This window comes from Streptomyces sp. NPDC002676 (assembly GCF_053592455.1).
Genome location: NZ_JBSFVT010000007.1, coordinates 350,244 through 363,122, shown reverse-complemented (window position 1 = coordinate 363,122; position 12,879 = coordinate 350,244). Strand labels below are relative to the sequence as shown.

At 72.5% G+C, this 12,879-nt stretch carries 11 protein-coding genes; 4 read left to right on the top strand and 7 right to left on the bottom strand.

The window, feature by feature from the left end:
• Positions 1-107: 107 nt before the first annotated feature.
• The gene (locus tag ACWD3E_RS22415) at positions 108-1,322 is read left to right on the top strand and encodes an MFS transporter (protein ID WP_451389292.1); all 1,215 of its coding nucleotides are present in this window, start codon (positions 108-110) and stop codon (positions 1,320-1,322) included.
• Here ACWD3E_RS22415 and ACWD3E_RS22410 read toward each other — a convergent pair.
• Positions 1,282-1,740, bottom strand: coding sequence for an acyl-CoA thioesterase (locus tag ACWD3E_RS22410; protein WP_451389291.1), 459 nt, complete (start codon positions 1,738-1,740; stop codon positions 1,282-1,284). The genes ACWD3E_RS22415 and ACWD3E_RS22410 overlap by 41 nt on opposite strands.
• 168 nt (positions 1,741-1,908) lie before the next feature.
• Here ACWD3E_RS22410 and ACWD3E_RS22405 point away from each other — a divergent pair, with 168 nt between their 5' ends.
• From ACWD3E_RS22405 to ACWD3E_RS22395, 3 genes are all read left to right on the top strand, one after another.
• Positions 1,909-3,315 carry a uracil-xanthine permease family protein gene (locus tag ACWD3E_RS22405; protein ID WP_451389377.1) on the top strand — a complete coding sequence of 469 codons (1,407 nt, stop codon included), beginning with the start codon at positions 1,909-1,911 and terminating at the stop codon, positions 3,313-3,315.
• Positions 3,316-3,400: 85 nt separating this feature from the next.
• On the top strand, positions 3,401-4,087 hold the full coding sequence (locus ACWD3E_RS22400; protein ID WP_451389290.1) for a DUF5995 family protein: 687 nt from the start codon (positions 3,401-3,403) through the stop codon (positions 4,085-4,087).
• 109 nt (positions 4,088-4,196) lie between these two features.
• On the top strand, positions 4,197-5,126 hold the full coding sequence (locus ACWD3E_RS22395; RefSeq protein ID WP_451389289.1) for an LLM class F420-dependent oxidoreductase: 930 nt from the start codon (positions 4,197-4,199) through the stop codon (positions 5,124-5,126).
• A gap of 47 nt (positions 5,127-5,173) precedes the next feature.
• Here the strand turns inward: ACWD3E_RS22395 and ACWD3E_RS22390 are convergent, their stop codons facing one another.
• From ACWD3E_RS22390 to ACWD3E_RS22365, 6 genes are all read right to left on the bottom strand, one after another.
• On the bottom strand, positions 5,174-6,871 hold the full coding sequence (locus tag ACWD3E_RS22390; RefSeq protein WP_451389288.1) for a flavin monoamine oxidase family protein: 1,698 nt from the start codon (positions 6,869-6,871) through the stop codon (positions 5,174-5,176).
• 53 nt (positions 6,872-6,924) lie between these two features.
• Positions 6,925-7,713 carry a carbon-nitrogen hydrolase family protein gene (locus tag ACWD3E_RS22385; protein WP_451389287.1) on the bottom strand — a complete coding sequence of 263 codons (789 nt, stop codon included), beginning with the start codon at positions 7,711-7,713 and terminating at the stop codon, positions 6,925-6,927.
• Between the two features lie 294 nt (positions 7,714-8,007).
• Positions 8,008-8,388, bottom strand: coding sequence for a DUF742 domain-containing protein (locus tag ACWD3E_RS22380; RefSeq protein ID WP_451389286.1), 381 nt, complete (start codon positions 8,386-8,388; stop codon positions 8,008-8,010).
• 7 nt (positions 8,389-8,395) lie between these two features.
• Positions 8,396-8,833: a roadblock/LC7 domain-containing protein gene (locus ACWD3E_RS22375; protein ID WP_451389285.1), complete on the bottom strand. Its 438-nt coding sequence runs from the start codon at positions 8,831-8,833 to the stop codon at positions 8,396-8,398.
• Positions 8,823-11,294: a nitrate- and nitrite sensing domain-containing protein gene (locus ACWD3E_RS22370; protein WP_451389284.1), complete on the bottom strand. Its 2,472-nt coding sequence runs from the start codon at positions 11,292-11,294 to the stop codon at positions 8,823-8,825. The genes ACWD3E_RS22375 and ACWD3E_RS22370 overlap by 11 nt, the downstream gene beginning before the upstream one ends.
• 102 nt (positions 11,295-11,396) lie before the next feature.
• On the bottom strand, positions 11,397-12,866 hold the full coding sequence (locus ACWD3E_RS22365; protein ID WP_451389283.1) for an HAD-IA family hydrolase: 1,470 nt from the start codon (positions 12,864-12,866) through the stop codon (positions 11,397-11,399).
• Positions 12,867-12,879: the final 13 nt, after the last annotated feature.

Below are 12,879 nucleotides of genomic sequence, written 5' to 3'. Positions count from 1 at the left end.
CAGAAACCGGCGGCCGTAATACTCCCCTATCTATCAGGCAGGGTCCCTGATAGTTTGCGGCGGCGTCGCGAGAGCGCGGCGGGAAACTCCTGGGGAGGGGCTGGAACATGAGTGACGTGGGCTACGCGCACGACGAGGTGAGGCGCGCCCGGTACGCCGTGGCGGCCGTGTTCGCCGTGCACGGTGCCGTGACGGGCTCCTTCGCGACCCGCGTGCCGTGGATCCAGGAGCACGCCTCGCTGAGCGCGGGCCAGTTGGGCCTCTCCCTGGCGTTCACGGCGTTCGGCGCCTCGTGCTCGATGCCGCTCGCGGGCCGGATCAGCCACCGCTTCGGCAGCCGCAGAGCCCTGCGCGGGCTGATCGCGCTGTGGACGCTGTCCCTGGTCCTGCCGTCCTTCGCGCCGAACATGTCCACGCTCTGCCTGGCGATGTTCTGCTACGGCGCGAGCGCGGGCATGGCCGACGTGGCCATGAACGCGCTGGGTGTCGAGGTCGAGCGGCTGCTCGGGAAGTCGGTCATGTCGGGGCTGCACGGCATGTGGAGCGCGGGCGCGCTGACGGGCTCGGCGGCGGGCACGCTCGCCGCGCACCTCGGCGCGGACGCGCGGGTGCACTTCGCGCTCGCGGCGGCCGCCCTCACCGTGCTCGGTGTGCTCGCCTGCCGCTGGGTGCCGGACGTGCAGCCCGCCGAGGACGAGGAGCCGCCCCCGCGGTTCGCGCTGCCGCCGCGCTCGGCGCTGCTGATCGGTGCGGTCGGCTTCTGCGCAGTATTCGCGGAGGGCGCGAGCCTGGACTGGTCGGCGGTGTTCCTGCGGGACCGGCTGGACAGTTCGGCCGGGCTGGCGGCGGCCTCGACCACGGGGTTCATGCTGACGATGGCGGTGGCCCGGATCGCCGGGGACGCCGTGGTGAACCGCTTCGGCGCGGTCCGCACCGTCCGTGCCGGCGGGGTCCTGGCCGTGCTCGGCGGCCTGCTGGTCGTCGTCGCGGGACATCCGGCGGTGGCTATGGCCGGGTTCGCACTGATGGGGCTCGGCATCGCCGTGGTCGTACCGCTCTGCTTCGCGGCGGCCGGACACGCCGGGCCCAACCCCAGCCAGGCCATCGCGGGCGTGGCGACGATCACCTACACCTCGGGGCTGATCGCGCCGAGCCTGATCGGGACGGTGGCCCAGGCGAGCAGCCTGGTGGTCTCGTTCTGCCTGGTGACGGCGCTGGCGTGCGGGCTCGCCGGGTTCGCGGGTGTGCTGCGCACGGCCGGGCGCGGCGCCCGCGGCGAGCTCACTGCGAAGGCCGTAGCAGTTCCCTGCCCACGACCCTGAAGGCGTCGGTCCACGGGGTGGGGCGCAGGGTCGTGGCGTCCAGCCGGACCAGGACCCGGGTGCCGTGGGCGTAGGTCTGCGTCCCGTCGGCCGAGCAGAAGCGGAAGCCGTAGGTCAGGCCGGTGGTGCCGAGCCGCTCCAGCCAGAGGTGAACCGCGTAGACCCCGGGGCGGGTCACCGGGGCTTCGTAGGTGACGCGCAGTTCGCGCACGGCGTTGCAGGCGTCCCCCGCCGCCACCCAGTCGCCGTCGAAGCGGACGCCGTGCCCGTTCCACAGCTCGGTCCAGGCGCGCTCGGCCAGCAGCGGGTAGCGGGCGTTGTGCAGGAGTCCGAGTGCGTCGAGGTCGTCGAAGTGGACGGTGACGGGGATCAGCCTGCCGTAGGCGACGGCGGGGGCGGTCGGGGCTTCGGCGGTCACGGCGGGGGCTCCTGGGCGTCGCTGAGGGGTGCTGGGGTTGTCTGTTGATGCTGCGGGGTGCTGCGGTCACCACATACTAAGCGACCGCTCAGAATCCCCCTCCGCACCCCGATCGCGATCACAATGGTCCGGACCACCTTCATGCACAGAGAAAGCGAAACCCCCACCATGGATCTCGGCGTGCGCTGGAAACTGCACGGTGACGGGCGCACGCCCGCGCCCGGAGCGGTGGTACGCCCCGACGAGCGGCTCTCCTGGCCCCGCACGGTGGGCCTCGGCGCCCAGCACGTGGTCGCCATGTTCGGCGCGTCCTTCGTCGCCCCGGTACTGATGGGCCTCGACCCCAACCTCGCGATCATGATGTCCGGCGTCGCGACCGTGATCTTCCTGCTCGCGACCCGCGGCCGGGTTCCCAGCTACCTGGGCTGCTCACTGTCGTTCGTGGGCGTGGCCGCCGTCATCCGGGCCCAGGGCGGCACCAGCGCGACCGTGACCGGCGCGGTCTTCGTCGTCGGTATCGCGCTGTTCCTGGTGGGGCTCGCCGTCCAGCGCTTCGGGGCGCGGATCATCCACGCGGCCATGCCTCCGGTCGTCACCGGCGCGGTGGTCATGCTGATCGGCTTCAACCTGGCCCCGGTGACCGCCGCCACCTACTGGCCGCAGGACCAGTGGACGGCCCTGCTGGTCATGCTGTTCACCGGGCTCGCGGTCGTCTGCCTGCGCGGCTTCTGGTCCCGCATCGCGATCTTCCTGGGCCTGATCTTCGGGTACGGGATCTCCTGGTTCTTCGACCAGGTCTTCGGCAGGATCCACTCGAACGACGGCAGCGGCAAGGTTGTCGATCACTGGCGGCTCAACCTCTCCGGTGTCGGCAAGGCCGACTGGATCGGGCTGCCCCACTTCCACGGACCGTCCTTCCAGTGGTCGGCGATCCTCGTCGCGCTGCCGGTCGTGATCGCCCTGGTCGCGGAGAACGCGGGCCACGTCAAGGCGGTCGGCGAGATGACCGGCACCCACCTGGACGACAAGCTCGGCACGGCGATCTCGGCGGACGGCGTCGGCTCCATGCTCTCGACCGCGGTGGGCGGCCCGCCGAACACCACCTACTCCGAGAACATCGGCGTGATGGCCGCGACCCGCGTCTACTCCACGGCCGCGTACTGGGCCGCCGCCGGCTTCGCGCTGCTCTTCGGCATCTGCCCCAAGTTCGGCGCGGTCGTCGCCGCGATCCCGGGCGGCGTCCTCGGCGGCATCACCGTCATCCTCTACGGCATGATCGGCCTGCTCGGCGCGCAGATCTGGCTGCACGCCGGCGTGGACCTGCGCAACCCGCTGAACCTGGTGCCGACCGCCGCGGGCATCATCATCGGCGTCGGCAACGTCACCATGAAGTTCACCGAGAACTTCTCCCTCAGCGGCATTGCGCTCGGCACCCTGGTCGTCATCACCGGCTACCACACCCTGCGCGCCTTCGCCCCGGCGCATCTGAAGCCGCAGGAGCCGCTGTTGGACGAGGGCACGTCGTCGTACGACGACGAGGCGGAAGGGCAAGACGCCCGGCGCGCCGAGTCGTAGGTGTGGGGCGGGCGCGTTCCCCCGTTCCGGCGAAGCGCCGGGCCGGTCGGCGCGCGCGTCGGCCCGGGGCTGGGACCCTTCCCCCATGGCGCAGTTGGAACACTTCCCCCCGTCCGTCGACGCCGTCGTCTCCCGGATGCGCGCACTCGACGCGGCCCTGCCCGAGCGGGACGGGGTCGCCGTGTTCAACCGTGTCTATCTCGCCGTCACCGAGGAGGTCGACAGGCGCCTGGCCACCGGGGAGTTCGCGGATCCACGGGCGGCGAGCGCGCTGGACGTGCGGTTCGCCGAGCGGTATCTGGCGGCCGTCGACGCGGTGGCCGCCGACCGCCGGCCACCCGCCTGCTGGCGCCCGCTGTTCCAGCTCCGCCGCCATCCCGGCGTACGGCCGCTGCAGTTCGCTCTGGCGGGCATCAACGCGCACATCGGCCACGACCTGGCGCTCGCGGTGGTGGACGCCTGCCGCACGCTCGGCTGTGAACCGGCCGATCTGGAGGACGAGTTCGACCGCGTGGGCGAACTGCTCGTCTCGCTGGAGGAGCGCATCCGCGAGGATCTGATGCCGGGCCCCGACCTGTTGCAGCTCGCCGATCCGCTGACCCATCTGCTGGGCTCGTGGAGCCTGGAGCGGGCTCGGGAGGCGACCTGGGCGGCGGCCCGCGCGCTGTGGGCGCTGCGCCGCTGCGGGGACGTCGCCGAGGAGTTCACCGAGCGGCTGGACTCGGCGGTGGGCTTCGCCGGACGGATGCTGCTGACCCCGCTCCCCGACTGACGCGGCCGTTGCCGGCCTGGCCTGATCTTTTCGCCGCGCGCCGCCTCCGGAACTGTCCCGTGATCAACCAACGTTGATCGACGTATACCGATCGCAGAGGAGCAGTGAGATGGCGACCAGGCTCGGCCTCAGTCTTCCCCAGATGCGGCAGTTCAGCCTCGGCAGGGACGTGCCCGACGTGGCACGCGCCGCCGAGGAGATCGGCTACGAAAGCCTGTGGGTCTTCGAGCGGGCGTTGTTCCCGGAACCCGCCACCCAGGGCCTGTACGGCATCGAGGGCGTGCCGTGGCCCGACCAGTACCGGGGCGTGGCGGACCCGCTGGTCACGCTGACGCTGGCGGCGGCTGCCACGCAGCGGGCCCGGCTCGGCTCCAGCGTCCTGGTCGCGCCGCTGCACGTGCCGTTCCAGCTCGCCAAGGCCCTGGCCACGCTGGACGCGGCGAGCGGCGGCCGGGTGATCGCGGGCTTCGGCACAGGCTGGTCCCTGGACGAGTACGCGGCGTCGGCCGTCCGGCCGTTCGAGGAGCGCGGTGCCGTTCTGGACGAGCTGATCGAGGTGTGCCGGAAGGTCTGGGGTCCGGATCCGGTCAGCTACGACGGCCGCATCACCAAGATCGCATCCGCGGTGGTCGGGCCCAAGCCGGCCCGGCCGATACCGATCCTGCTGGCCGCGGGCAACAAGCGGGCCAAGCGGCGTCTCGTGGACCACGCCGACGGCTGGATGCCGGTCGCCATCGCACCCGGGCAGGTCGCCGCCGAATGGCGCGAGCTGCAGGAACTGGCCGAGGAGCGGGGCCGCAAGGAGCCGATCCAGGCGGTCCTGCGGGTGAACACCAACTGGATGCCCAAGCCGTTCGAGGGCGCCGGCCGGCTGCCGTTCCAGGGGAGCATCGACCAGATCGTCGAGGACCTGGCGGAGCACGCGGAGATCGGCCTGGACGAGATCATGATCGAGCTCCAGGGCTTCGCTCGGGACGCCGAGGAACTCAAGGACCGCGCCGCGGAGGTGTTTGAGAAGGCGCGGGCGGCCGGAGTCTGAGTCCGGCCGCCCGCGCCTTGGTCGGGGGTGTGTCCGCCGGCTCCCGGTCAGTCCTCGGGCAGTTCCACCGGAGCGATCTCGTCGTAGCGGTCGCCCGGGCCCGGGTTGGTCGGGTCGGTGGCGCCGCCGAAGTGGTGCATGACGCCCCAGACCGCGTTCAGCGCGGTCTGGATCGCGCCCTCGGCCCAGCCGGCCGTCCAGGAGATGTCGTCACCGGCGAGGAAGATGCCCCGCTTGTCCTCGGGCAGCCGGTCCTGCATGAAGTGCGTGAACAGGCGGCGCTGGTAGCGGTAGTGGCCCGGCAGGTTGGCCTTGAACGCGCCCATGAAGTAGGGCTCGTTCTCCCAGGAGACCGTCACCGGGTTGCCGATGATGTGCTTCCGGATGTCGACCTTCGGGTAGATCTCGCCGAGCGACTTCAGCATGACCTCCATCCGCTCGTTCGCGGACAGCGGCAGCCACTTCAGGCTGTCGTCGCACCAGGTGTAGGACAGGCAGATCACGGCGGGCTTGTCCGGACCGTCGTCGAGGAGGTAAGTCCCGCGCGTCATGCGGTCGGTGAGCGTCATCGACATGACGTCCCGGCCGGTCTCCTCGTCCTTGTCCAGCCAGAACGGCCGGTCCACGGGCACGAAGAGCTTCGAGGACTCCATGTAGTGGGTGCGCTCGATCGCGGTCCAGTGGTCGATCGGGAACAGCGCGTCGTCGCATGCGATCTTGGACAGCAGCATCCAGGACTGGGCGGTGAAGATGGCCGCCTTGTAGGTGCGGATGTCGCCGTTCGCGTCCGTCACGGTGATCTGGTTGCCCGCGGTGCGGTGCAGCCGGGTCACGGCCGGCTTCGGCTCGCCGTCCACGTGCAGGGACTTCAGCGAGGTGCCGTACGGCCAGTGGACGATCTTCTCCGGCTCGCGCTCCCACAGGCGCAGCGGCAGCTGCTGGGAGCCGCCGACGATGCCGCGGTGGTGGTCGTCGGCCTCGGTGTAGACGACCCGCAGGATCTCCAGGATGGAGTTCGGGAAGTCGGTGTCCCAGCCGCCGGTGCCGAAGCCGACCTGGCCGAAGATCTCGCGGTGCCGGAAGGACTTGAAGGCCTCGGAGTCGCAGAGGAAGCCGTAGAAGGTCTGGTTGTCGAGCTTCTCGACCAGCTTCGCCCAGATCTCGCGGATGCGCGGGACGTCCCGCTCGCGCATGGCGCGGTTCATGTCGGAGAAGTCGGCGCCCTCGTCGAGGCACTTGTTCCAGGCCTCGGCGACGTCCCGGTAGACCTGGGGCAGGTCGTCGATGGTCTCGGCGTAGTGCGACTCGCCCTTGAGGTCGACCACGGTCGAGGGGGTGGCCTCGGCCAGCGGGTTCGGGAACGGCCTGGTCTCCAGGCCCACCATGTCGATGTAGTGCTGGAGGGCGGTGGAGGACGGCGGGAAGCGCATCGCGCCCATCTCGGCGGTCAGCGACTCGTCGCAGCCCTCGAAGCCGACGGTGCGCAGCCGGCCGCCGATCTGGTCGGCCTCGTAGACGACGGGCTTGAGGCCCATCTTCATCAGCTCGTAGGCGGCCACGATGCCGGACAGACCGCCACCGATGACGGCGACCTCGGTGCCGTGCTCGGTGGCCGGCACCTGGCCGAGGCCCGCCGGGTGGGCGAGGAAGTCGTCGTAGGCGTAGGGGAAGTCCGGGCCGAACATGGTGATCGGCGGCTGCTGCTCGTCGGCGTGCTCGACGGCGTTGGGCACCGTGGACGTCATGGGGTACGGACTCCTTGCGCGAGGTGAAACAGGGGGAAGCGTGTGGGGGGCGCTCAGACCAGGGCGCCGTACAGGCCGGGGCGGCGGTCCTTCAGGTACGGGTTGGCCTCACGGGACGCGGCCAGGAAGGCGGGGTCGGCGTCGGCGACCACCAGCTGCTCGGTGCGGCCGGCGCGGGTGCGGGCGATGCCGTCGGGGCCGGCGAGGGTGGAGAGGCCGACGAACTCGAACTCCCCTTCCTGTCCGACCCGGTTGACGTACGCGACGTACATCTGGTTCTCGAAGGCGCGCACCGGGATCATCGACTCGGGGACGAACTGGAAGGGGTGCATCTGCGCGGTCGGGACGACGAGGAGGTCGGTGCCGGCCAGCGCGTGGGCGCGGACGTTCTCCGGGAACTCGACGTCGTAGCAGATCATCAGGCCGACGGTCAGGCCGTTCAGCTCGGCCTGGACGACATGCTTCGCGCCCGGCGTGAAGTGGTCCCGCTCGAAGCAGCCGAAGAGGTGGGTCTTGCGGTAGTTCGCGAGCCGGGTGCCGTCGGCGGAGATCAGCTGGGCGCAGTTGTAGACGGTCTCGCCGTCGCGCTCCGGGTAGCCGTACACGATCGCCAGACCGTGCCGCGTGGCGATCTCCGCGATCGCGTCGGCCGAGTCACCGTCGGCGGGCTCGGCGAGCCGGGCGATGTCGTCCCCGATCGCGTACCCGGTCAGGAACATCTCCGGCGTGGCCAGCAGCGCGGCGCCCGCAGCGGCGGCGCGGCCCGCGGCCTCGTCGAGGACCTTGAGGTTCTCGGCGATCGAGCCGGGGCGGCCGGAGCTCTGGAGCAGGGCGGTGCGCATGCGTGATCCTCACCGGTACGGGGGGTTTGGGGGCCAGTTAGAAGGTACGGTCGGCGCGCTCGGCCGGACAAGAAGGAGCCGTTGCGCGCCGGTGCGCGGATCGTTGCGTGCGGCGGGGGTCGGACGGCGATTCGTTGCGCGCCCTCCGATGGAGTTCCCGAGCTGGACGGGAGACGTTCCCGGACTGGACGGGAGACGTTCCCGGACTGGACGGGAGACGTTCCCGGACTGGACGGCCGGGGTTCCTGGGCTGGACCGCCTGGAATCCCGGGCTGGACCGCCTGAAATCCCGGCCTAGAGCTCCTTCAGCCGCTCCACGATCTCCCTGAGCAGCCCCGGGTCGGCGGCCGGGCCGCCGGGCAGCACGCGGCGGGGCGGGCCGATGCGGATCATGCCGGCCTCGGCGAGGTCGCCGAGCAGGACGCGGACGACGGTCAGGGGCAGGTCGGCGTCCGCGGCCAGCTCGGCCACGGGGCGCGGGCCGCGCCGGACGAGGTCGAGGAGCGCGGCGCGGGAGTGGTCGATGCCGGGCCCTGCCACCACGTTCTCCACCGCGGTGACCTGGGACATCAGGTCGATGGCATGGCGGCCCGCGGGTCGGGTGCGGCCCCCGGTCACCGTGTAGGGGCGCACCATCGACCCGGTCTCGTCCTCGTACCAGTGCTCGTCGTTCACCGCGGGATCATGAGGTCGAGCGGGCGGCGGCGTCCAGGTGGCTGCCGAGCCTGCGGACGAGCAGGGCCATCTCGTGGGCGAGCTGACCGACGTCGGTGCCGGCCTCGCTGAGCACGGCGAGCCGGCTGCCCTGCCCGGCCGGGGTGATGAACAGGTAGGCGTCCTCCAGCATCACCATGGTCTGCCGCACCTCGCCGGCATCGAACCGGTCCCCCGCCGAGCGGGCCAGGCTGTGGAAGCCCGAGCAGACGGCGGCCAGGTGCTCGATGTCCCGCCGGCGCATGCCCTCCGAGCTGCTGAGCGGGAGGCCGTCGGCGGTGAGCAGGACGGCCTGGCGGACGTGCTCGGTGCGCGCCACGAGGTCGTCCAGCAGCCAGCCGAGATCCGTACCGGGCGCTTCGGCGGGCGCGGCGGGCCGCTCGGGGGTCTGGTCGTCACCGTGCATGATCGGTGTCCGTCCCTTCGTGGGCGTCGGTGGACGACGCGCCATCCGCGTCGCCGGTCGCGGGCAGCCCCTTACGGCCACGGTCCAGACCGCGCTGGAACGCCCCGAAGATGGCACGCATCGCCTCGGCATCGACCTCCGGCGCGGCCACCGGTTCCCGGGACGCCGGGTCGTCCCGCAGCTCGGGGGCGAGGGAGGCCTGCCGGGTGCGGGTGGGGAGGGCAGGGGCGGCGGGGGGCTCGGGCTCCGGGTCGGGGGCCGCAGCCTCCGAGGCAGAAGCGACAGCCGGGGCCTCCTGGCCCGTGGCACCGCCCCTGCTGTCCGGGCCCAAGGCGGTGGCCTGCGGTTGCGGGGCCGGTGTCGGCCTGGGCCGTTTCCGGGTGGGCAGCTCGGGTACCGGTGCGGGCTCGGGCAGGGGCCGGTGTTCCGTCGGCAGCTCCGCGACCGTGGTCGTCGGCTCGGTGGACCCCTGCGCGGAACGCGCCGGCAGCCGTCGTACCTCGGCCCCGACCCCCGCCGGCTCCAGCTCCTGCCGCGCTCCCGGCGCCGGGGTTCCCTCCGCCAGCACTCCCACCGGCAGCAGTACCACCGCCGTCGTCCCCCCGTACGGCGAATCCCCGAGGCTCACCCCGATGCCGTGGCGGGCGGCGAGGCGGCTGACGACGTAGAGGCCGAGGCGGTCGTGGCGGGTGGGGTCGAAGGCGTCGGGGTCGGTGAGGGTGCGCCGGGCGTGCTCGCGCTGCTCGTCGTCCAGGCCGAGCCCGCGGTCGTCGATCTGCAGGACGAAGCCGGCACCGGCCCGGCCGGGGCGCAGCGTGACCTCGGTGTGCGGTGGCGAGAACACCGTGGCGTTCTCCAGGAGTTCGGCGATCAGGTGGACGACGTCGGCGACCGCGTCCGCCGCGACGCCGACCTCCGGCATCGGAGGTACCACCACGCGCGCGTAGTCCTCGATCTCGCTGACGGCCGAGGCGACGACGTCGGCGAGGGGCACGGGACTGCGCCAGCGGCGGCCGGGGGCGGAGCCCGAGAGGATGATCAGGCTCTCCGCGTGCCGGCGCATGCGCGTGGTGAGGTGGTCGATGCGGAACAGCTCGCGCAGGATGTCCGGGTCCTCGGTGCGCCGCTCCAGCTTGTCCACGAGCTTCAACTGGCGGTGCACCAGCGCCTGGTTGCGCCGCGCGATGTTGAGCAGCACCGCGAACAGGCCCCGCCGCAGTGTGGCTTGCTTCACGGCGGCCTCGACGGCGGCCAGGCGCGCGGTGTTGAAGGACCGGCCGACCTGGCCGATCTCGTCGGCGCGTACCTCGTCCGCGGCGAGCGGCGGCGCCTCGGCGACCGCGTCCACCTCCTCCCCCGCGCTCAACCTGCGCATGACGTCCGGAAGTTGCTGTGTCGTGAGGACATCGGCCGCGTCCCGCAGGGTCTCCAGGCGGCGCGAGATGCGCCGGGCACCGCGCACCGCGAACCACAGGGACAGCGCGACGGCGGCCAGCCCGACCACGCCGACGACGGCCGCCTTGGCCAGCTCGTGGTAGGCGAACGCCCGCCCACGCGCGGCGGAGTTCTCGGCGGCGCGGGTGCACAGCTGCATGTACCGCTTGACGGCCCGGTCGGTGGTCGTGCGCCAGGCGTCGGCCGCGACGGCCCGTCCCGCCCCGCCGGCCCCGGCGCGCAGCAGCGCGTCCTCGCCCCGCACCAGGGAGCGGTGCAGCGCCCCGCGCTGGAACTCGCCGAACAGGCCGCGCGAGTCGGCCGGCAGGTCCGGCACGTACGTCCGCTCGAAGACGCGCCGGTCCTCGATGGTCGCGGTCAGGGTGTCGTACTGCCGGTCGGTCAGGCTGCCGGCCGCGCGGGCCCCGGCGACCAGGGCGTCCTCCCGGGAGACGAACTCCCGTACCCGGACCAGCTCGATGACGACCTGTGCCTCCCGGGCGAGCTGCCCGGCCTGCAGCGCGGTGAGCGTGGACTGGACGTCGAAGCCGGGTTCGACGAGCGCGCTGTACCCGTCGACCGCCTTGTCCCAGGAGATCCGCCGGGCGAGCACGGCGGAGCGCAGCTGCTCCAGCTTGCCGGTGGCCGCGACCATGGCGTCCAGGGCCTGGCGCTGCCGCTGGCTGAGCCGGCCGCGGTCCCCGCCCTGGATCGCCTCCCGCATGGCGTCCACCGCCCGGTCGGTGCGGCGCTGCTGCCCGAGCAGGTCGCCCGCCGTGGCCGGGTCGAGGCCGGCGCCCAGGTAGGCCGCGGACATCCGGCGCTCGATCTGGATCTGCCCGATCGCGGTGTCCACGGGGGTGCCGTAGTCCTCGTACACCCCCTGGAGCCGGATCAGTGCCCGCAGTTCGCCGGTGACGGACACCATGGCGAAGCTCCACAGGGCCATCAGCGCGACGGCCGGGGCGAGGGCGAGGGCCACGATCCGCGTGCGGACGGTGGAGGGACGGCCGACGGGCCAGCGCATGGAATACCTGCCCGGTGTTACCAGTCAGTAGCAATTGGAAAGTTCGGCACAACCTACGGGATCAAGCCACTGCCCGCAATGGTGACCTCAGGTAACCCCGGGTCAGATCCGATCCACGGCGAACGTGGTGACCACGGCCGCGTGGTCCGAGGGCCAGTCGTTCCCGGCGACCTCGGGCCAGGAGCTCGGGGTGCCGGTGACCAGGGTCCGCGCGTCCCGCACGGTCAGGCCGCCGCGGTGCAGGACGTAGTCGATCCGGTCCTGCGGCTCAGGTCTCCCGCTGCCGTCCTCGTGCACGGGGTGGATCGGCGACCAGGTGTGGCCGGGCTCGGCGGCCGGGTCGGGGTGGGCCTCGCGGAAGGAGTCGGCGAAGCCCGCGTCCTCGGCCGCCTTCGTCACGGGCCAGGCCACGCCCGGCCAGTCCAGGTGCGAGGGGCAGTTGAAGTCGCCGACGAGGACGACCGGGACGCCGTCACGCGAGGACTCGGCGATCCGGCGCAGGGTGTCCCGCATCTGCGCGAGCCGCACGTCCTCGTGGGCGATCAGCTCGGCGGCCGGCAGGCCGTCGAAGACGGACTCGTAGGGGCCGTACGGCGTGTAGTGGAGATGCGAGGTCCACACGTCGACCTCACGGCCCGGCGCGACCTCGATCCGGACGCCGGCGGCTCCGTAGAAGCCGACGTCGGGATCTCCGAACCGGGCGGTGATGCGGTGGCGGCTGACGATGCCGAGGTTCTCGCCCGCCGCGTGGTGGTGCCAGCCGAGGAGCCCGGCGAGCTCCTGTGCGGAGGTGTGGGCCGTCTCCTGGAGGCCGACGACGTCGGCGCCGCTGTCCAGGATGGCCTTGACCTGCTTGGCCCGGTGGTCGTCGACCGCGCTGCCGCCGAGCCACAGGTTCCAGCTCATGACCCGGAGTTCCGTCGCGATCATGTGCTCCAACTCCTCCGTGGTGACGCCGACCAGGCTGTCCCGCACGGTACGCCCGGGCGCGCCGCCGATCGGCGCGAGCGAGGGCACGGCGAGCACGGCGCACCCGGCGGCCTCGGCGGAGGCCACGCCGGTCTCGGTGTCCTCGACGGCCACGCAGGCCGCCGGGTCGACGCCGAGGGCGCGGCAGGCGGCGAGGTAGGGGTCGGGGGCGGGCTTGGTGCGGGGCGTGTCGTCGGCGGTGACGGAGGCCGCGAAGCGGTGGGCACCGAGGGCCTCGAGGACGACCTCGGCGACCGCGCGCGGGGACGCGGTGACCAGGGCGGTGGGGACGCCGTCGCGGGCCAGCTCGTCCAGCAGTTCGCGGGCGCCGGGGCGGGGCACGATGCCGGTGCGGACGCGTTCGGCGAACTCGCGGTGCAGGTCGGCGGCGAGGTCCGCGTCCGCCCGGCCGGAGGACGCGGCGAGCCAGGCCGCCGTGTGCTCGACGGGGCGGCCCAGCACGTCCGGCTGGTCGGCCTCGGTCAGCGGGCGGCCTGCGACCTGCTCGACCGCCTCCCACCACAGGCGCTCGGTGTCGACGAGCGTGCCGTCCATGTCGAACAGGACGGCCTGAAGCGGGCGCCCGGGGGTGTGGGGGGTCACGGTTCTGTCTTTC

Excerpts from the sequence above, each read along its gene's own strand:
- ACWD3E_RS22395 (WP_451389289.1), top strand. The coding sequence starts at position 4,197 with ATGGCGACCAGGCTCGGCCTCAGTCTTCCCCAGATGCGGCAGTTCAGC.
- ACWD3E_RS22370 (WP_451389284.1), bottom strand. The coding sequence starts at position 11,294 with ATGCGCTGGCCCGTCGGCCGTCCCTCCACCGTCCGCACGCGGATCGTG.
- ACWD3E_RS22375 (WP_451389285.1), bottom strand. The coding sequence starts at position 8,833 with ATGCACGGTGACGACCAGACCCCCGAGCGGCCCGCCGCGCCCGCCGAA.
- ACWD3E_RS22385 (WP_451389287.1), bottom strand. The coding sequence starts at position 7,713 with ATGCGCACCGCCCTGCTCCAGAGCTCCGGCCGCCCCGGCTCGATCGCC.
- ACWD3E_RS22400 (WP_451389290.1), top strand. The coding sequence starts at position 3,401 with ATGGCGCAGTTGGAACACTTCCCCCCGTCCGTCGACGCCGTCGTCTCC.
- ACWD3E_RS22415 (WP_451389292.1), top strand. The coding sequence starts at position 108 with ATGAGTGACGTGGGCTACGCGCACGACGAGGTGAGGCGCGCCCGGTAC.
- ACWD3E_RS22390 (WP_451389288.1), bottom strand. The coding sequence starts at position 6,871 with ATGACGTCCACGGTGCCCAACGCCGTCGAGCACGCCGACGAGCAGCAG.
- ACWD3E_RS22405 (WP_451389377.1), top strand. The coding sequence starts at position 1,909 with ATGGATCTCGGCGTGCGCTGGAAACTGCACGGTGACGGGCGCACGCCC.